Genomic DNA, 17879 nt, shown 5'->3' on the forward strand with positions numbered 1-17879 from the left:
GGCCGCGATGAAATTACTCATCCTTTTTCTTCCCCTGGGCATGATTTCAACTGCTCAGGCGGTCGATCTGGAGAATGGAGAAGAGATCAACGAGCTCTGTGCCGGTTGCCACGGTGAGTATGGTGAGGGTGATAAAAATGGTGACTATCCACGCCTTTCCGGACAGCCCGAGAGCTTTATCTCCAAACAGATGCACCTGTTTCGTGATCGCAAACGTCCCAATCTGCCGATGCTTGAATATGTCGATGAGCGCCAGTTTCCCGATCAGGAAATTGCCGATGTCTCCGCCTATCTGGCGCAGGTTGAGCTACCGACCAAGCTGCCCCCTTTCGATGAAGAGAACTTTGACCCACTAAAGCGACTACTTGAGGCGAAACGTGTGGTGAATATCCCGCGTATGCCCGGTGATATCGAGGCAGGTCGTAAGCGCTACAAGCGCGAGTGTCGTAGTTGCCATGGCAGTGAGGGTTGGGGAGATCATGAAAAGGGAGTGCCGATGCTGGCAGGGCAGTACAGTGTCTACCTACAGCGTCAGGTGAAGAAGTATCTCGATAAACACCGTATCCACGATCCTGAATCACCCGATGATGAGCTGCTGGCAGCATTTACTGCTCAGGAGCTCGATGAGATCTGGGCCTACCTCTCCACCGTAGACGACTGATCAACGGTCGTTTAACGGGCTAGAATCAGCCCCACCGTTAGTAGTACCGATACGGCTGCGTGAGTTACAAGCGTGAGCGGGATTGCTGGCATCAGACGACCCTCGAGCAGAACCTTTACTGCAGCTGTCGCAGGAAAAACAGCCAGAAGAGTGATGTAGCTACTGACAGGCAGCGGAGAGAGTGGCAGCAGTGCAAATCCCAAAATAAAGAGCAGTGCCAGCCCGTAGGGTGCCTTGGCTGCACCCAGCCGTGCAGGTAGAGTCAGCTTTCCGGCGGCGCGATCGGCATCGATGTCGGGAATGGAATTGTTCCAGAGAATGGCGGCTACAAAGCAGCCGATAATGGCACCGACCCAGATCGCCTGCGGATCGATAATACTGCTCTGGATATAGAGCGTACCGACGACCGGCAGAATGCCGAAACAGATCGCGATCACCACATCACCCAGGCCGCGACAGGCGAGACAGGGTGGGGCGGAGTAGAAGATAGCCAGAATGCCACCCAGCAAGCCGATCAGCAGGATGAAGTGCCCGGCTACCAGCGCAAACCATAGACCGAGCAGCGCGCCAGAAACCATTAATAGAGAGCCGAATTGTAGCGTCTCACGACGGCTCAGCACGCCATTTTGAATAAAGCGACTACCACCCGAGAAGGGGAAGATGCGACCGCTGTTGGACCCATCGGTGCCGTTTCGGTCATCGAAGTAGTCATTAAGTACATTCGCGCCTGAATGAATCAGGACGATATTGAGTAGGGTGAGCAAACCAAGTCCGATCTCGATCGAACCGTAAATGCTCCAGCTGAGTGCTAGACCGACGATAACCGGCAGGATTGAGGCGGTTAAAAATGCCGGACGTGTTGCGGCAAAGAAGGTCGCTAGGCTGTTGCCTGCACTGCGACGGTGAAAAATCTCTGCGCTCGGTTCACTCATAGGGAATTTGGCCGCCGACCATGGTCGGCGGCTGTGGATGGTTTAGTGCTTATGCATCATCTTGTGATGCATGCCGGGCTTGTGATCCATCTTCATCATCACCTCCTGCACCGGGGCGTCGATCGATTTTTTACTGCCATCATCAAATACTAGCGTTACAGAGACGGTGTCACCAACCTTCATTGGCTTGGTCAGGCCGATCATCATCACGTGCAGACCGCCAGGTTTAAGAACCGTCTCACCATGGGCCTTTACATCGATCGACTCGATGCGACGCATCATCATCATGCCGTCTTTTTGTGTGTGGGTATGAAGCTCGACGGTGCGGGCGGCGGTGCTCTTGGCGTCGATCACCTTATGGTCGGCTCCACCATGGTTATGCAGCACCATGAAGGCGGCGCTATTGGGTTGACCAGGGGGCACTGCGCGCACATAGGCGTCCTTGACCATGATGGTGTCGGCAGCGGTGTGAGCCGCGCCGCCGTGTGAGTCGGCAATGGCATTGGATGCGGCAAGGCTCGCAACGGCAAGTGTCAGGTAACGAAGGGTACGAATCATTGTTTTCTCCATGTGGTTATTTTCGATCTTTGTTGTGTGATATCACGCAGTAGGGTGTCAATTAACAGTCCATAGGTAGCCTATTTAGACTGTTCCAGCAGTGCTCTTACCGTCTTGAGTATCTCTGCATGGGGTGTGCCATGCGCCAGGGTGGTGTGTAGTTTGCCCTGTTTGTCGATGACATAGGTGGCCGATGTGTGATCGACCAGATAGCCGACAGCGGAGTCGCTTTCGACCTTGCGGTACATCACGCCATAGCGCCGTGCAGCTTCATCAATCTCAGCACGACTACCACTGGTGCCGACAATGTTGGTGTGGAAGTAGTTGGCATACTCCATCAGGCGTTGCGGTTTGTCGCGCTCCGGATCGACACTGATAAAGACTCCGCTCACCTGTTCCAGCTCCTTCTCACTCATGTTGCCGAGTGCGATCTTCATCAGAGCCAGCGAGGTGGGGCAGACATCGGGACAGGTGGTATAGCCGAAATAGAGTAGTCCCACCTTGCCGCGCAGCTGCTTCAGATCGAAGGGCTCTCCACCGTTACCACTGAGGGTGAAATCCCCCCCCCTCGATTGATTGTGTTTAAGCAGGTGTGTCAGATCAGGACTGTTGGGCGACCAGAAGAGCAGTAACCAGATCAGTGCCGAGGTGAGCAGGAGTAAAAGGATGTAGGGCAGTCTCTGTTTCATCATTGTATTAAGTGGCTTGGCGTAGCAGATGCTAACGGTTGGTTAAGGTTTCGAAGTTAAAGGGGAAGGCGACCAGTCCGGCATCGGTCTGCACGATCACCTTGGCCTGCCAACGCATCAGGTTTCGCGTACAGACCGGAAGCATCCCGTCGCCACGATAACTGCCATCACTCTGTCGCAGCAGGGGAAAACGGTTCAGCCCCATGTTCATATTGAGTCCGGAAATGTCCACCATCAACGATTCGATTCCGGGAATATCACTCTGCACGCTGATCGAGAGAGGTTTGATGACTGGAATCGGATGGGGTGCAATGGTGAGTGAGACCGCACCGAAATCAGCAAGTGAGGAGCTACAGCTACCGAGATTGAGATCACACTCCTCAATCAGTTCGGCAGTGGCGATGAGTTGAGGTTCCAGAAGATGGCGGCCCTTAACAAAAGCGACGGCAGCAACTGCAATAAGTAGTGCGATGACACCACCCCAGAGCATGTTTTTATTCAGTGTCATCCGTTCTCCCGCGTCCATCAATTAAGTGAGTCCCTAGTATACGGCTTAAGGTAGGTCGCTGCGGCGGAAGTGTAGATAGCCGAGTGTCGCGCTGAGTGTGCCGAGCAGGGTCGGATAGATCAGTGCCCAGGCGAAATAACCCTGGGTGCCGAAGTGGTCGAGAATCACATAGGCGGTTGGGCCAATCAGTACCAGCTGCGAGTCGAACAGCATCATCGCTGCCGTACGAAATACCTGCAGTGGATTGGCCAGTGAGATGGCCACAGCCGTGTCGGCTGGCAGTGATTCACGGATCATGATGCCGAGCAGGATCAGATCGAGGAACAGCACCAGCGTCAGCCAGATCACAAACGCCGCGCCCTGAGCCACATCAGCGCTGCGTGCCAGGGTTGAGATCAACATGCCGATGCCGAGAAAACACCATGCAAGCACCATCAGCAGAGCAGTGTAGTAGCCGAAGATAGTCCACGGCACCTCGGCACCCTTGGTTACACCCCAGACAATTGCCACCACCATCGCCAGAAAGACCGGCAGGAAGACCACGGTAAAGCGTCCCAGCATCTTGCCCCAGAACCAGGCGGAGAGGCCGATCGGTAGTGAGAGCATGTACTCAAACACCCCCGCCTCACGATCACCCGCCACCGAGCGCACGGTGGTGATCAGCACAAAGATCGGCAGGATCGCCATGGTCAGCTGGATATAGGTGATGAGCAACCGTGACAGGCCAGTAAAGCCCATAATGCGTGATTCGGTCAGCCCAAACAGGAACAGCAACACCACAATGCCACCGAAGATGGCGCTATAGACGAAGAACCAGCGCGCGCGCAGCGATTCGATAATGTCGGCCCAGGCCGTTAACCAGAGGTGTCTCATCCTTTCCTACCTGCGCTGCTCGGCGTTCTCTTTCAGGTGCGTGCCGTGAGCATTAAAGCGCGCCTCCAGTTCAAAGATGTGTTGTTTGGCCTGTTCGAAGCCGAGACCACCCGGGGAGGGTTCAGGCTGTGCACCGAGACCATACTCCATCGGCGTGGTTTGATTGGGAATGTAGATGGCACTGCCTGCATCGATCCACTCGCCGCTGCGGTGATCGGTAACCCAGATCTCGGTGCGTGGATCGTCGCGCCAGGGTTTATCCTCCAGCCAGAGCAGGGCGCAACCGATATCGTCAAACTTGTAGACCCGGCTGCGTTTCTTCTCTACAGGAAAGACACGGATCTGCGCGGAGTGGAAGCGATCACTCAGTACCATGCGGCAGCGCTCGCAGGTGTCTCGGTCCCATTTGACCTCGACGGGACCGGTTTCGGGCTCACCGGAGCAGCCAGTCAGCAGGGCGATGAGTAATAGAGTAAAAAGAGTTAGCACTTTAGGCACAGCTCTTCTCCTCGCTCTGTTCATCAAGCTGAATCGAGGCGAGCAGCCCGGCGTAGCGTGATAGCACACCGAGGAAGCGGAGGCGGTCGGGGCCGGCAACCATACCGTGCCAGGTTAGCCCAGCACCGCCATCACTGAAGCCCCATTGTGCGATTGCCTTGGCGAAGGCAGGCTCAGCGCGGGTGAGGGTCAGACGGCAGTCGAGACGACTGCTCAGCGCCACCAGATCGGCTACACGGTCGTCGAGTACCACGTTACCCTGGTCCATCTCGATCACACGGTTTACCAGCGAGGCAACCTCATCGAGGCGGTGGCTGGAGATCAGCATCGCACTCTCCTCGCGCTTCTCCGCCAGCAGTTGGAAGAAGATGTGACGCGCCTCGGGATCGAGGTTGGCAGCGGGCTCGTCGAGAATCAGGATGTCACTCTCGCGCCCCAGGGCGATACTGATCAGTAGCTTCTGTTTCTGTCCGCCGGAGAGTTTAACGAAGGGGCGATGTTTAACCTCATCAGGATCGAGGCCAAGCCGCCTGGAGACCTCCTCCATACGTGCACGGTCTGCACCACAGACACTGGCGGAGAAACGTAGCAGCTGGCCGACCGGCATCTTCAGTGGGGGCGGTAGCTGTGGCACAAAGCCAATGCGTTTCAGCACGGCGGCACGACTATCGCGCGGGTCGAGGCCATCAACAAGCACCTCGCCGTCGCAGAGATACTCGCCGAGCAGGCAACGAATCAGCGTGGTTTTACCAGCACCATTGGAGCCGACCAGTGCGACACGGTCACCCCGGGCAATCTCTAGCTCGATGCCCTTGAGGACCTCGACGCGGCGAAATCGTTTGGCGACTTTATTGAATTTGATCATCCGTCTGGTCTTATATTTCCGTTGATGGCTACTTGAGTGTGCCCGGCATCTTGAACTCGTAGCGTAACGAGTCGGTGGGGCACATATCGATGCAGAGACCGCAGCGGGTACAGTCTGCACCGACATCGACCTGCATGTCACGCGCACGGCCCTTAATTGTTACATCGAGCACATGTGGCACCAGGCACGCCTTGCGACAGTCACCCTCGTGGGCACAATCCTCGAGATGGTAGGTGACTCGAAGCGGCGAGACGGTGCCAACAATACCGTAGGTGATACCGATCGGACAGACATAACGACACCAGGCACGACGAGAGAATAGCACCTCAAACGCTGACCGCCATGGATAGCGAAGCGAAGGCGGTTAGCCCCCGATAGTCGACGCCGTCTGCCTATTCGTAGTTGAGAGCGCGAGCGAACGACGAAGAAGATGTCGGCGTAGAGTCAGTGAGGAAGTTGTGTAGAGCCGCGAAGAGGTGATTACGCAACGAACGCAGGACGGTCGGGGCGCCGCAGGCATAAACGGTCGCGTGAAGTTTTTGCTGTTTGCTTGGGCTTGGATGCCCAAAACAAACTTTCGCAAAAATAGCGACTCCCCAGTAACAGCACGGCAGCGACCCAGATCAGTGCTATGCCAGGACCGTAGATCAGTGCCCGGCTGAGAATGCCAGTCGGCGAGATGGTTTCAAACACGGTGTAACCACTGACCAGCGCCAACAGGGCGAAGATCACGTAGAGCACCGAACGGGTGCCACGGTGGAAGGTGTGATTCTTGATGATTTTGCGATTGACCAGCCAGAGGTGGATCTCCTCGGCCCACTCGGCCACCAGATGGTAAGGACAGACCCAGGAGCAGAAAGCTCGCCCACCGAAAATAATCCACATCACCAGCACCGTGGTGGTACCGATAATCAGATTAAGCAGCACCTCCTTGAAGGCGAGCATTACCTGCAGGGCCGAGTTGAGATCGGCCATGTGGAAACCCATGAAGCGTGAGGCGGTCAGTGCACCCTCGAGCAGCTGGATATCGAGCTGGTAGGAGAGCACAAATAGCAGGTTGATGAAGAGCAGGGTGAGCCAGCGACGATTACGCCACTTGTGACTGCTGTGCTGAGCATGCAACGCCTCAAGGGCGGCCATGTCGAGTTTGTTGACCCGCTTGTCGAAATGGACCTTGACGGCGTTGGGGGATATCTCATCCTTGGCCGGTTTTTTCGGTCGGGCACCGATGATCTCGCGGAGCGATTCGATGATATAGCTCATACGTCCTCCGCCGTTTTACGAATGTCGATCACGATCGAGGCCTCTTCGGTGGGGCAGATCATCTCGCAAACGCCACAGCCGACACAGCCGTCGAGCACCGTCGGGCGCATCCCTTTACTGCCGTCGGCGTGGGTCACCTCCTCAAGGCGGATAGCGCGCAGCGGCGGACACTGGTTGGTATCGCCCGAGGGTGGCTTGCCCGCCTCGCACTGGGCGATACGGATCTCGATCGGACAGGTGCGTACGCAGAGGTCGCAGATCTCCACATCGAAGGGCTGCTCGTTGATGTTGAGCGGATTCCAGCGATCGATCTCATCGAAACGTAGTTTGCCGGGGAAGTCGGGGCCGCGTGCCACGCCAGAGAAGCCCTTGCCCTGCATCGCCAGACAGAGCTTCGGCTTGTCGAGCCGAGCAAAGCCCATGCGCGTCTCGTGTGAGTAGTTGATTTCGTGGGTCAGAGAGCCGGTGGGGCAGGCGAGTACGCACTGCAGGCCGTCACAGGAGAAGTCACACGCCTGGGCGCGTGCGTCGATGAAGGGTGTGCCGATACCGAAGCCCTCATCAAGATCGGCCAGCTCAATGGCGTTGACCGGGCAGACCTGCACGCACTGGCCGCACTTGATGCAGGAGGCGAGAAACTTCTGTTCCAGCAGTGCACCTGGTGGTCGCAGTCGCGGCACGGCGCCACTGAGTACCGGCACGAGGCCGATCAATGAGATGCCGACCATGCCTGCGCCCAGTGCGATCGAACGCAGAAACTCGCGTCGCTCCTTCTGCTGACGGGGGTTGAGGGGGCGTTTACCCTTTTTACTCGTCTCGCTCACAACGGCTCCGGTGGGGTGGTGATGGGGGCGGCGTCACGCAGCACCATCTCCGGCTCGGAGAAGGGGGCGAGGCGCTCCAGAAAATCGAGAGTCTCGAGCATTGGTGAGCCCTTGAAGAACTGTGCGGCGGGTACATCCATCCAGATGCGGTCGGCATAGGAGTAGAGCTCGTACGGGGTGTCGCCGATGCCGTTTTGGTCGAGATCAAAACCCTCGTAGTCATCCCAGTAGTTGCCATCCCAACTATTGCGATTGACGCTGGCGCCGTCCGATACCGCCACCTGGGTGATGTTGCTTTTGAACTGGTTGGCCGTGAAGGTATTGCCCGGCCAGTCGTTGAGAAAGTCCACGCCGATATTGTTGAAGGCGATCAGGTTATTGCTGATCAGGTTGGTGGTGTCGGGCTGGTAGGGTGAGACGTCGAGCGACAGCCCGACGGCATTGTAGAGTAGCTGATTGCCCTCGATCGTTACATTCGAGGTCTCCTTCATACCGAGTGCGACGCCGGTCGGCCCCACTGCGCGGGTGATGCTGTTGTTGCGCACCACGACATCGTCGCTGTACATCAGAAAGATGCCAACGGTGTTATCGGTATAGCGGTTCTCCTCGACCACATTGTGCTGTGAGTACATGAAGTGGAGCGAGTAGCGGCCGCCGCGTGCATCGTTGCGGGCGATCAGATTGTCCTTGGAGTACCAGACCACCATGTCGCGCGAGTTGCGGATGGTGTTGCTGGTGATCTTGTTGTTGAAGCTGTACCAGAGGCGTATCGCATCGCCGCGTATGCCAAGATCGAACGGTTTAGAGGAGATCTTATTGCGGCGCACGATATTCGATTCCGACTGCTGAAGATCGACACCAAACAGGCAGTTGTCGATCACATTGTCCTTGATCACATTAAAGTTGCCGCGCACCTGCACACCAGAGTCGATGTCGTTGTGCGACTCACCTGAATTGGTCAGACGCAGCCCCTTGAGGGTGCTGCCGTCGGTATCGAGGAAGATCACCGAGCCTTTACCACCGGCATCGATGGTCACTTCGCCGCGGCCATCGATGGTGATCGGTTGCTCAATAGTCACCGGCCCGGCGTAGGTACCGGCCGGTGGGCTGAGTACACCGTTTTTCTCGGTGGCGTCGATCAGCGCCTGGAACGAGGGTAGTCGGCTGCAACTGCGGTATTCAGACAACCGAGCCACAACAGCGCAACGCAGAGCCTGTCGATAGAGATGTTATTGCTGCGTTCCATGACCTCGTCCCGTGCGACCGACTATTCGCTCTCCCGCAACTGCTTGCGGCGAATCAGAGCGGCGATGCCGAGTAGCAGCGACATCAAGACCATCAGGCCATAACCGATGTAGGGATAGGAGTGAGTGGCGAACTGCGCCACCTTGCCCTGTCCGAAGACGGTCGGCATGAAGGGTTTGACCGAAAAGGCGCCCATCTCATTCGCTGACCGCCATGGAGAGCGAAGTGAGGGCGGTTAGTCCCGATAGTCGACGCCGTCTGCCTATTCGTAGTTGAGAGCGCGAGCGGACGACGAAGAAGATGCAGCAGCGGCTTTATGTCGGCGTAGAGTCACTGAGGGAGTTGTGTAGAGCCGCGAAGAGGTGATTACGCAACGTACGCAGGACGGTCGGGGCGCCGAAGGCATAAACGGTCGCGTGAAGTTTTTGCTGTTTGCTTGGGCTTGGATGCCCAAAACAAACTTTCGCAAAAATAGCGACTCCCCGGCATGTTGTGACCAAACCACCAGAGCCAGGCGGCATAGTCGATGACAAAGAAGACCGGCAGCGCGATCGGCACCATAATCAGGAGCCAGTAGAGGGGCGAATGTTTTAATCGAACCCCAGAGTAGCAGCAGCATGGCACCGAGCAGTCCAACAAAGACGACATGTATCGCGAGCCTCAGCGTTGCCACCATCGGGGTGATCTCTTCGGGATTGTTGAAGTAGCGCCCCAGGGTCTTGGTGTAGTGCCAGCTGATGACCTGGAAGCTACTGCCATTCCACTCCTCGCCGATACCACGACGTGACATATCGTATTCAAAATTGGACTGCAGTTGCTCAAGCATCAGCGTCTTTTGAGAGGCCTTGCCTTCCTCGGTCGACGTTCTATCGACTTCGACCCCCGACGATGAGAGCGACTGCTGCATCCGATCGATCAGTGCCTGGGCCGGTGAGACCTCGATCTCCTGGCTGGCGTCTTGATCGAGTGCGGTAACCAGCGCGGTTAGATAACCGGTGCTCTGCAGGGCGATACCATTACTAGCGTAGATGTTAATATACATCCAGCTGAGAATGATGGCAAAACCGATCCCCATGATGGCGGTGCGTAGTTTCGGTCGGATACAGATAAAGCTGATAATCATTACCGCCAGGAAGCTCAACAGAAAGAGCGAAAACCGCGCTCAATCGGGCCACCCGTCGAGATCGGGTACATGCCGACGTAGTGGTTGATGGTGTCCATCTCATGCACACAGTCGAGCGCCTCATCCTCCTGGATCTCTGCCTTCTCCACCATTTCACAGCCATTAAAGACGCCGTTCATATGGAAGTGGATACGAACCCCGTCAGGGAACGCTTCGGGTGGATAGTTAGGTGCGGTGAGCGATACCCACCAGATCGGCACGAAGTAGATCATAGCGAGCATCGCGATTGAGATCAGGCTGAGGCCGGCTACGATAAAGGTCTGTTTCTGTGATGCACTGTTTTGCATGACGGTCGCCATTCCGCTCGCCACCACAGTCGTGGCGTGAGCGTTCAAAGAAAAGGGTGTTGGGTAGAGTACGCGCTTTAGGCATTAGCCTAAAGCGCGTCACTGCCATTCAATCGAAGTCTGGGTTCATCCAGTCAGCCGAGGGTGCGAGATCCTCCTTCGGTGGCTTTTGGCGTGATACGTAGTCGATAACAGCAACCATATCCTTGTCGGTGAAGCCCTTGATCTGCTTGACCATGTCTGGGTTGGCGTTACGACGCTTGCCGTCACGGATCCACTCAAACTGACGCAGCATGTAGTTGTAGTGCTGCCCCTGAATTCTGGGGTAGTACTTCTCCTTGATGCCTTCACCGTTGTCACCGTGGCACTTCACACAGTTGTCCTTGTAGAGCTGCTCGCCCAGGGCCAGATCGGTGCCAGGGCCGACGCCGTTTTCAGGATTCATCGGAATCTTCTCGATGTAGGCGACGACATCGGCCAGCGCCTGTGCATCACCGATCGACTCAGGCAGTGCAAAGGGGTACATGGTTGGGTTGTCACGGTTGAGTGCGCGGATATCAGCCAGCTGCTTGATCAGAACCTCTTTATGCTGACCGGCCAGCTGTGGGAAGGTACCCTCTTTGGTACCCCAGCCCTCGGGAAGATGGCAGGCAGCACAGACCTCGTAGACGTCCATGCCGTTATCAAGGTCGGGCGTCAGGTGCATCGCCTCATCCTGCTCGCCACCACCCACGTTCCAGCCAGCTGCGGCTGGACCAGCCGCGGCGACAGGGCCTGCAGCCACACCCATGGCGACAACCAGCGCGCCAACTACCGATTTAGTGCCTTTCATAACTTCTCTCAACAATCGCTGACCGCCATGGAGAGCGAAGTGAGGGCGGTTAGTCCCCGATAGTCGACGCCGTCTGCCTATTCGTAGTTGAGAGCGCGAGCGAACGACGGAGAAGATGCAGCAGCGGCTTTATGTCGGCGTAGAGTCACTGAGGGAGTTGTGTAGAGCCGCGAAGAGGTGATTACGCAACGAACGCAGGACGGTCGGGGCGCCGCAGGCATAAACGGTCGCGTGAAGTTTTTGCTGTTTGCTTGGGCTTGGATGCCCAAAACAAACTTTCGCAAAATAGCGACTCCCGGAGCGTTGTATTCATGATTGGGTCTGGCGATCTCTGCCGTAACCGAATCGATCTCTGACTGCCATTCTCGCTATCCCGTCGAAGATGGCATTGATATTAGTCAAATCTGATATTCAACGATAACGCTACGGCGCCATGGTTGAGATGTATTTGGCCATTGCCGCCATCTCTTCGTCGTTGACCAGGTGCATGATGCCCTTCATCGCAGCGGTCATGCCGTTGTTGCGTGCGCCGCTCTTGATGTCTTTCAGCTGCTGTAATACATAGGCCTCATTCTGACCGGCAATCTTTGGGTATTGGGGCAGAATGGTGGTCTTGCCATCCTTACCGTGACAGGCGGTACAGCCACCCTTGGCAGGATTTTTAAATAGTGCTTCACCATCGAGGGCCATGGCGCTGTTGCTTACACCGAGTCCGAGCAGCAGAGCCGCCAGAGTCGCTTTTATAGACATGTTTTTCATGAGGAATCTCCAGATCTTTAGGGAAAAAGGGGGAGGTGCAATACTGCTCCTCCCCCTTTAGTTGGGTCAATATCCTGTTTGTCGTGGTATCACTACCACTCAGTGGTTATTTGACCTTTTTAGCACCATTTTGTTCCAGATAGGTCTTGGCACGCAGACCGAGGTCCGCTGTCTTAACCTGATACTGCCACCACTGGTTGGCCCAGAGCATGGCATTCTGCCAGTCTTTCTTGGCCGCAGCCGCTTCAGCCTTCTTCTTCGACTCATCGGCGAATCCGAGCTGATCGGTTGCATCCTCAACCAGTGCCACAACAGTAGGGAAGTCCTTGTAGTTGTGGCTGGTGATGAAGCCTACGACCTGATTGATAACCGCCTGGGTATCGACGTTGGTCTTGACCTGCTTGTTGTAGTCGGCCTGAGTGTAACTTACACCCTCGCTGACCGCCATGGATAGCGAAGCGAAGGCAGTTAGTCCCCGATAGTCGACGCCGTCTGCCTATTCGTAGTTGAGAGCGCGAGCGAACGACGAAGAAGATGCAGCAGCGGCTTTATGTCGGCGTAGAGTCACTGAGGGAGTTGTGTAGAGCCGCGAAGAGGTGATTACGCAACGAACGCAGGACGGTCGGGGCGCCGTAGGCATAAACGGTCGCGTTAGTATTTGCCGCTTGCTTGGGCTTGGATGCCCAAAACAAGCTTCCGCAAAATAGCGACTCCCCGGCCTGCATGGCAGCGCCGGTGGACTTGTAGCCCTTCGGTTTAACTAGCAGATAACCTTGCATCTCCAGATGGAGTGCCGAGCAGAACTCGGTGCAGTAGTAAGGATAGACACCCTCTTTCTCAACGGTGAAGGTCGCTGAAGCGGTCTTACCGGGTTCGATAGAGAGCTGTACGTTCTGGCCGTTAAGTGCGAAGCCGTGAACCTCATCCTGAGCACGCTCAAGGTTGGTGAAGTGCATCTTCACAGTATCGCCCACCTCAGCCTCAATGATTTCAGGGGTGATGTGTGAACGGATGGTGGTACCGAAGACCTCAACCGTGCACTTGCCGCTGGCGTCACAGTTACGCACCGTCTTCTCACGACCCGCGCGGGTCTTGTAAGGAGAACGCTTGTCGGTACGGCTATCCCAACCAGACTTGTAGCGTACGGCAGGTTTCAGCTTGTCGGCTGCAATAGCGACCACGTAGTGGGGTTCGCCCAGTGGCAGTGGCATATCGTAGAGCAGCTCCATCTTCTCGCCGCTGATATCGATCAGCTGGTGGTTCTGCGGATGCAGCGGTCCAACCGGGTTGAAGCGATCGATTGAGAGCTTGTTGAGAGAGACGAGGTACTTACCGTCAGGTGACTTGGAATCGCCCTCCATGGTCATCAGATGGCCGATGTTGTAGTGGATGTTGATTTGATCCAGTACCTTGCCCTTACAGTAGTCCCACTTGGTAACCATTGAATCGACGTAGATCGAGGTGTAGGCGACACAGGGCTTGGAGTCGTACTGGGTATGTAGTGGTCCCAGACCGACGTTAACCTGCGTATGCAGTACATCCTTCATCGCGATGATCGGTAAACCGTAGGGATCGTGGCTCTCGAACTTCTTGGCCTTGATCGCTTTCATGATCTTGTCGAAGCTGTAGACCCATGCATGGCTATCGAGCTTACCGGAGACGGTGATCAGCTTGCCGTCAGGGGTAACGTCAACACCGTGTGGGCTCTTAGGCTCGGGGATCAGGTAGAGCAGACCCTCTTTAACCGCCTGCTTCATGGAGATCAGGTAGCTGCCCTTGACCTTCTTGACCTTACCGGCCTTGACCAGTTCAGCGGCCTTCTTCCAGTTGGTTACGTGCATGAAGTCGGTATCTTTCGAAGAACAGCCCGCCTCAAACGGAGGACGGCCGCGCTCGATACCGCCGACATAACGCTCAGAACAGAAGGAGTTGGTAAAGCCCCAGCCATAGCTTGGACCCTTACCGGCATCGGAGAGATCCTGACTGTAGGGAGGCAACTCGAAGGTGAAGGACTGCTCAGGGTCGAGACGACCCTTCTTGTCATCGAACTTCCAGTAGGTGAGACCACCGCGGTACTTGTCGTTGAACTCCTCAAGCGGAACGAACTCATCGGTCAGCGGTGCAGCGTACTGGGCTGGGTCCATGACGTATTCGGTGTTCGGGGTGACAAAGGCACCACCGTGCGCCGATTTGAAGAAGGGATTGACCACAATCTGCTTGGTCTCGAAGTCGTGCAGATCGATCACAGCGATACGTGGGTTGGCTTTGTCGTTGATGAAGAGATAGCGACCATCATAGTCACCATCGGTCTCGGAGATCGCCGGGTGGTGGGTGTCGCCGTAGGTGATGTCCTTGCCGTTGATGCGGCCCTGCGCCAGTACTGCCTTCGACTCATCGTCGAAGCCGTAACCCTGCCAGGGCTCGGGGGTGAAGACACCAATGTATTTAAGGATACGCATCGAGGGGATGCCGTAGACGATGACCTGACCACTCTGACCACCCGAAGCGAAGGCCAGGAACTCATCGCGGCCGCCGGTTGGGGTGTAGGTCTTGGCAGCTGCCAGCAGATCTTTCTGCGTCAGGCCACGCTTTTTCATTACGTCATCGAGGGTGCTGGCCGTGGCGCTACCACCGGCTGTCAGCGCGATGCTGAGGCCCGTGAGCAGCGGTACGAACCGCTTCATCAGTTGTTTCATTATTTTTCCTCTACCAATACTAAGAAAACGAGAAGTTCAATCGCCACATTGCGCCTTTGGCCTACCGTAGACGAAGTAGCGTTATTAGCAGTCGCTGATCGCCATGGAGAGCGAAGTGAGGCGGATGAAGTCCAGAGTTTACGTCGGCGCTATCAGCTGAGAGCGCGAGCGGAGCGACGAAGAGGATCGCAGCGCGCGTATTCAGTCGGCGCCGTAGGCACTGAGGCGAGTTAGTTGACGTTAGCCGCGAAGAGTGCAACAACTTCGCAAGCGACCCGACCGGTCAATTTGTTCGGCAAGAGCGCACAAATGTGTAAGCAGTTTAGTCCAGTGCTGAATAAGATCTTGCAAAGTGGTTTGCTGGGCTATGTGGGCAGATAACAAGTTCGCAAGGTGAATAGCACCCATCACGTAGCGCATGTCGACAGCACAGCAGAATGCGGATATCACCAGTTTAGTCGCTGCCATGGCGACTGTGAGAATCCCGCCAAAGGCGAAGTGCGCCAGCAGCAGAAAAGGGTCCCACCGCACCGAGGCCATCAACCGAGGCGAGCCGCAAGCTATAGGGTCGGCGGAATCCGCAGGTGGGCGCAATTGGGCGGGCGAGCTCGAGCGCCAAAGCGCAATCCCCAACAAAGCAGGCCGACAGGCCAACCGACCGATTCGAACCTCCAGGGCTCTGTACCTTATAGCGTTCCCGGGGTTCGTCGCGTAGGTGTGCAAGCGGCGGCACAGGCTGAGTGACTGCAGTAGACAGCCAAAGGCGACGACGCCGATTCACCTCGCGAGGATGATGGAGGCGCTGCCACCTTTTAGGGTATCGGTAATCTGTGCGCCAATCAGGCCCGCCGCCGTACCGGAGCGCTAGCGAAGTACGCCCGGCCGACCGGAGATGTCACCACGCCAACGCATCATGCAGGGCTCCACTTTGGCGATGGGGCAATCAGGCCCGCCGCCGTACCGAGCAGCGCATAGCTGAAGATGCGCCCGGCAGAGAAGGGGAGGATGGTGCCCCAGCGCCCCAACCGCTCACTCTCACGGCTGAGAAAGATCGGCCCGAGGTAGGGTAGGCAGGCGATATTGCAGGGGCCGGCGCCGTAGCTGAAACCGATCAGCAGCGCCGCAGCGAAGGTGATCTGAACCGCTTCCACGTTTTACGACTCGCTCTTGCCAAACCAGCGGCGGAAGGTGCTCTTCTCCCAGCGATCCTGTGCCTTTTTGCGTGCCTTGAAGTAGTCGGGGTCGGCGCGGAAGATCGGCAGGGCGGTGTACTTCATCTGCAGCACATCCTTGTCGGGGCAGAACTCGACGCAGCGGCCGCAGAGGGTGCAGTCGGCAAACAGCACATCCTTTTTGTCCATCTCGGTGTGGATCTCGCGGATATCCATCGGGCACGCCTTGGCGCAGAGGCCGCACTTATCGCAGCGCGGTTTGCTGTTCTTCACCAGCCGTACAAAGCCGATCTTGCGAAACACCGCGTGCATCGCCAGCATCGGACAGATGCGACAGAAGGGCTGGCGCACAGTCAGTGCCAGCGCAATCATCAGACCGAAGAGGAAGGTGGCGATCAGTGAGATGATCATGTAGCCGTCGTTGGTGGTGTCGACCACTAGCTGCGAGGTGTTGCCAGTAGCCAGGGTAGTGAGGATGCGGCTCGGGCAGATGCTGCAGAAGGGGCTACCAAGCTCATGACCGGTGATACCAAAGCCGGTCAGCAGCGGGAAGGTGAAGACCAGCAGCACCAGCAGCAGCCACTTCCAGGGGCGGATGCGGTCGACGGTGCGATCGGACAGTGAGGTGTCACGCTGCAGCCCCAGCTTCTGCCCCACCATATTGACCAGCTCCTGGAAGAAGCCGAGTGGACAGATCCAGCCGCAGAACGCCTTGTTGAGAAAGACGAAGAAGAGCATGAAGGTGAGCAGGGTGATCAGCGTTGGCATGATTGCGGTGATGACCGCGCCACCCGCCGCCAGTACCGGTGCGACGCGGTGGTCCATCTGATGCTGCAGGGGGATCAGTGCGCAGTAGTCGGCGGTCTCGGCGTCGTAGGCGCAGGCGAGTACCGGGAAGGCGTTGCTCAGCTTGTCGGCGGCGTAGAAGCCGACGACGCTGGAGCCGTAGACGAGAAAGATAAAGGCACTAAGCTGGACCAGCTTGCGCAGGGTGGAGAGGTTGATCACGCTGTTCATGATTTTTTCGCCTTCTTATTCTCTGCCGCTGACCGCCATGGAGAGCGAAGTGAGGGCGGTTAGTCCCCGATAGTCGACGCCGTCTGCATATTCGTAGTTGAGAGCGCGAGCGGACGACGAAGAAGATGCAGCAGCGGCTTTATGTCGGCGTAGAGTCACTGAGGGAGTTGTGTAGAGCCGCGAAGAGGTGATTACGCAACGTACGCAGGACGGTCGGGGCGCCGAAGGCATAAACGGTCGCGTTAAGTTTTTGCTGTTTGCTTGGGCTTGATGCCCAAAACAAACTTTCGCAAAAATAGCGACTCCCGGATCGTTACGACGACGTGTGACTAGCAGCCCGGCCGCAAAACCACCGCCCAACATGAAGAGCGCCACCCCGTTCGACTGCCAGTGGCCAGGGTCGACGCGGTAGTCGGCGGTGAGGTTAGTGCGGTAGAGACGACCGTTATCAACGTGGCCGGTACGGACGATGAACTCACCCTTGGGGTTGTTACTGTGCCCCGGCATCACACGAGAAAAATCGTCGGGGACGGGGAAGCTGACGCTACCCTCGGCATCACTGGTCGATTCGAGTGTGGTGCCGTTGGAGCTGGTTAGTCCAACCCACGCCCCAGCCAGCGGTTCACCGTTGAAGGTAATGGTGAAGTTGGCTGTTTGATTGCCGGTATAACGCCAATGTTCGCGCGGCAGTGGATCGGGCACGATCTCCAGCGGTGTCTTGGTCAGTGCGGTCAGCTCCGAAGGTGAGTGGCCGGAGGGCTTGCCGCGCATATATCTATAGCGCAGTGCCGATTCGTGCAGTGTCTGGCTGCTGCGGGTGGCGAGAACGGCGTGGTAGTTATCGATACCGGTTTTGGTCAGTTCCACCTTACCCTCAAGCTGCTCCAGCTCCGACAGCTGTAGCGTGGAACTCCACATCTGCAGCTCGGCCGCTTCGCTATCGTCGAGATAGAGCGCCACCGGACCACCACGGCTATGACCGCGTGCCCACCCTGCGCCATGTTGTGGCTGCCGGGT

Annotated in this window: 22 protein-coding genes and 2 pseudogenes; 1 reads left to right on the forward strand and 23 read right to left on the reverse strand. The window is 56.8% G+C overall.

The window, feature by feature from the left end; all coding sequences use genetic code 11:
- The first annotated feature begins 7 nt into the window (after window positions 1-7).
- Window positions 8-661: a c-type cytochrome gene (locus HUE57_RS05155; protein WP_236725586.1), complete on the forward strand. Its 654-nt coding sequence runs from the start codon at window positions 8-10 to the stop codon at window positions 659-661.
- Window positions 662-672: 11 nt separating this feature from the next.
- Here the strand turns inward: HUE57_RS05155 and HUE57_RS05160 are convergent, their stop codons facing one another.
- The 23 genes and pseudogenes from HUE57_RS05160 to HUE57_RS05270 form a co-directional block, all read right to left on the reverse strand.
- Window positions 673-1593: a prenyltransferase gene (locus HUE57_RS05160; protein WP_078482111.1), complete on the reverse strand. Its 921-nt coding sequence runs from the start codon at window positions 1591-1593 to the stop codon at window positions 673-675.
- A gap of 42 nt (window positions 1594-1635) precedes the next feature.
- On the reverse strand, window positions 1636-2151 hold the full coding sequence (locus HUE57_RS05165) for a copper chaperone PCu(A)C (RefSeq protein ID WP_174672827.1): 516 nt from the start codon (window positions 2149-2151) through the stop codon (window positions 1636-1638).
- A gap of 80 nt (window positions 2152-2231) precedes the next feature.
- Window positions 2232-2843 (reverse strand): SCO family protein, encoded by a 612-nt coding sequence (locus tag HUE57_RS05170; RefSeq protein WP_078482112.1) that lies wholly within the window; start codon window positions 2841-2843, stop codon window positions 2232-2234.
- Window positions 2844-2871: 28 nt separating this feature from the next.
- A complete protein-coding gene (locus HUE57_RS05175) occupies window positions 2872-3348 on the reverse strand; it encodes a hypothetical protein (RefSeq protein ID WP_078482113.1) in 477 nt (158 codons plus the stop codon).
- A gap of 45 nt (window positions 3349-3393) precedes the next feature.
- Window positions 3394-4221, reverse strand: a complete 828-nt coding sequence (locus HUE57_RS05180) for an ABC transporter permease (protein ID WP_078482114.1) — start codon at window positions 4219-4221, stop codon at window positions 3394-3396.
- A gap of 6 nt (window positions 4222-4227) precedes the next feature.
- Window positions 4228-4719, reverse strand: a complete 492-nt coding sequence (locus HUE57_RS05185; RefSeq protein ID WP_236725587.1) for a nitrous oxide reductase accessory protein NosL — start codon at window positions 4717-4719, stop codon at window positions 4228-4230.
- Window positions 4712-5584 carry an ABC transporter ATP-binding protein gene (locus tag HUE57_RS05190; protein ID WP_078482115.1) on the reverse strand — a complete coding sequence of 291 codons (873 nt, stop codon included), beginning with the start codon at window positions 5582-5584 and terminating at the stop codon, window positions 4712-4714. Before HUE57_RS05190 ends, HUE57_RS05185 begins: the two co-directional genes overlap by 8 nt.
- Before the next feature lie 28 nt (window positions 5585-5612).
- Window positions 5613-5915 (reverse strand): annotated as a pseudogene (locus tag HUE57_RS05195) (4Fe-4S binding protein); the annotation flags it as partial.
- Between the two features lie 33 nt (window positions 5916-5948).
- A complete protein-coding gene (locus HUE57_RS05200; RefSeq protein ID WP_174672829.1) occupies window positions 5949-6167 on the reverse strand; it encodes a hypothetical protein in 219 nt (72 codons plus the stop codon).
- The gene (locus tag HUE57_RS05205; protein ID WP_174672830.1) at window positions 6065-6847 is read right to left on the reverse strand and encodes a 4Fe-4S binding protein; all 783 of its coding nucleotides are present in this window, start codon (window positions 6845-6847) and stop codon (window positions 6065-6067) included. Before HUE57_RS05205 ends, HUE57_RS05200 begins: the two co-directional genes overlap by 103 nt.
- Entirely contained in the window at window positions 6844-7671 is an 828-nt protein-coding gene (locus HUE57_RS05210) for a 4Fe-4S dicluster domain-containing protein (RefSeq protein ID WP_236725588.1), read from the reverse strand. The genes HUE57_RS05205 and HUE57_RS05210 overlap by 4 nt, the downstream gene beginning before the upstream one ends.
- On the reverse strand, window positions 7668-8867 hold the full coding sequence (gene nosD / locus HUE57_RS05215; protein ID WP_420885709.1) for a nitrous oxide reductase family maturation protein NosD: 1200 nt from the start codon (window positions 8865-8867) through the stop codon (window positions 7668-7670). The genes HUE57_RS05210 and nosD overlap by 4 nt, the downstream gene beginning before the upstream one ends.
- 71 nt (window positions 8868-8938) lie before the next feature.
- Window positions 8939-9112: a hypothetical protein gene (locus HUE57_RS05220; RefSeq protein WP_174672479.1), complete on the reverse strand. Its 174-nt coding sequence runs from the start codon at window positions 9110-9112 to the stop codon at window positions 8939-8941.
- Between the two features lie 66 nt (window positions 9113-9178).
- Window positions 9179-10039, reverse strand: coding sequence for a hypothetical protein (locus HUE57_RS05225; protein WP_174672831.1), 861 nt, complete (start codon window positions 10037-10039; stop codon window positions 9179-9181).
- 14 nt (window positions 10040-10053) lie between these two features.
- Window positions 10054-10386, reverse strand: a complete 333-nt coding sequence (locus HUE57_RS05230; protein ID WP_174672832.1) for a hypothetical protein — start codon at window positions 10384-10386, stop codon at window positions 10054-10056.
- 109 nt (window positions 10387-10495) lie between these two features.
- The gene (locus tag HUE57_RS05235; RefSeq protein ID WP_078482119.1) at window positions 10496-11218 is read right to left on the reverse strand and encodes a c-type cytochrome; all 723 of its coding nucleotides are present in this window, start codon (window positions 11216-11218) and stop codon (window positions 10496-10498) included.
- Between the two features lie 77 nt (window positions 11219-11295).
- Window positions 11296-11502, reverse strand: a complete 207-nt coding sequence (locus HUE57_RS05240) for a hypothetical protein (RefSeq protein ID WP_174672671.1) — start codon at window positions 11500-11502, stop codon at window positions 11296-11298.
- A gap of 139 nt (window positions 11503-11641) precedes the next feature.
- Window positions 11642-11977, reverse strand: a complete 336-nt coding sequence (locus HUE57_RS05245; RefSeq protein ID WP_078482120.1) for a c-type cytochrome — start codon at window positions 11975-11977, stop codon at window positions 11642-11644.
- A 106-nt stretch (window positions 11978-12083) separates the two neighbouring features.
- Window positions 12084-12413 (reverse strand): annotated as a pseudogene (locus tag HUE57_RS05250) (Sec-dependent nitrous-oxide reductase); the annotation flags it as partial.
- Window positions 12414-12525: 112 nt separating this feature from the next.
- Complete coding sequence (gene nosZ, locus HUE57_RS05255; RefSeq protein WP_174672833.1) at window positions 12526-14673, reverse strand: Sec-dependent nitrous-oxide reductase; 2148 nt, start codon at window positions 14671-14673, stop codon at window positions 12526-12528.
- Between the two features lie 911 nt (window positions 14674-15584).
- Window positions 15585-15824 carry an urease accessory protein UreH domain-containing protein gene (locus HUE57_RS05260; RefSeq protein WP_174672834.1) on the reverse strand — a complete coding sequence of 80 codons (240 nt, stop codon included), beginning with the start codon at window positions 15822-15824 and terminating at the stop codon, window positions 15585-15587.
- Between the two features lie 3 nt (window positions 15825-15827).
- A complete protein-coding gene (locus HUE57_RS05265) occupies window positions 15828-16862 on the reverse strand; it encodes a 4Fe-4S binding protein (protein ID WP_078482123.1) in 1035 nt (344 codons plus the stop codon).
- 15 nt (window positions 16863-16877) lie between these two features.
- Window positions 16878-17822 carry a hypothetical protein gene (locus HUE57_RS05270; protein WP_174672835.1) on the reverse strand — a complete coding sequence of 315 codons (945 nt, stop codon included), beginning with the start codon at window positions 17820-17822 and terminating at the stop codon, window positions 16878-16880.
- Window positions 17823-17879 lie beyond the last annotated feature (57 nt).

Origin of the sequence: Candidatus Reidiella endopervernicosa, assembly GCF_013343005.1 — a bacterium.
GTDB lineage: Bacteria > Pseudomonadota > Gammaproteobacteria.

Coding starts and splice junctions, on each gene's coding strand:
- HUE57_RS05155 (WP_236725586.1), top strand. CDS start 8: ATGAAATTACTCATCCTTTTTCTTCCCCTGGGCATGATTTCAACTGCT.
- HUE57_RS05160 (WP_078482111.1), bottom strand. CDS start 1,593: ATGAGTGAACCGAGCGCAGAGATTTTTCACCGTCGCAGTGCAGGCAAC.
- HUE57_RS05165 (WP_174672827.1), bottom strand. CDS start 2,151: ATGATTCGTACCCTTCGTTACCTGACACTTGCCGTTGCGAGCCTTGCC.
- HUE57_RS05170 (WP_078482112.1), bottom strand. CDS start 2,843: ATGATGAAACAGAGACTGCCCTACATCCTTTTACTCCTGCTCACCTCG.
- HUE57_RS05175 (WP_078482113.1), bottom strand. CDS start 3,348: ATGACACTGAATAAAAACATGCTCTGGGGTGGTGTCATCGCACTACTT.
- HUE57_RS05180 (WP_078482114.1), bottom strand. CDS start 4,221: ATGAGACACCTCTGGTTAACGGCCTGGGCCGACATTATCGAATCGCTG.
- HUE57_RS05190 (WP_078482115.1), bottom strand. CDS start 5,584: ATGATCAAATTCAATAAAGTCGCCAAACGATTTCGCCGCGTCGAGGTC.
- HUE57_RS05205 (WP_174672830.1), bottom strand. CDS start 6,847: ATGAGCTATATCATCGAATCGCTCCGCGAGATCATCGGTGCCCGACCG.
- HUE57_RS05220 (WP_174672479.1), bottom strand. CDS start 9,112: ATGGGCGCCTTTTCGGTCAAACCCTTCATGCCGACCGTCTTCGGACAG.
- HUE57_RS05225 (WP_174672831.1), bottom strand. CDS start 10,039: ATGATTATCAGCTTTATCTGTATCCGACCGAAACTACGCACCGCCATC.
- HUE57_RS05230 (WP_174672832.1), bottom strand. CDS start 10,386: ATGCAAAACAGTGCATCACAGAAACAGACCTTTATCGTAGCCGGCCTC.
- HUE57_RS05235 (WP_078482119.1), bottom strand. CDS start 11,218: ATGAAAGGCACTAAATCGGTAGTTGGCGCGCTGGTTGTCGCCATGGGT.
- HUE57_RS05245 (WP_078482120.1), bottom strand. CDS start 11,977: ATGAAAAACATGTCTATAAAAGCGACTCTGGCGGCTCTGCTGCTCGGA.
- nosZ (WP_174672833.1), bottom strand. CDS start 14,673: ATGAAACAACTGATGAAGCGGTTCGTACCGCTGCTCACGGGCCTCAGC.
- HUE57_RS05265 (WP_078482123.1), bottom strand. CDS start 16,862: ATGAACAGCGTGATCAACCTCTCCACCCTGCGCAAGCTGGTCCAGCTT.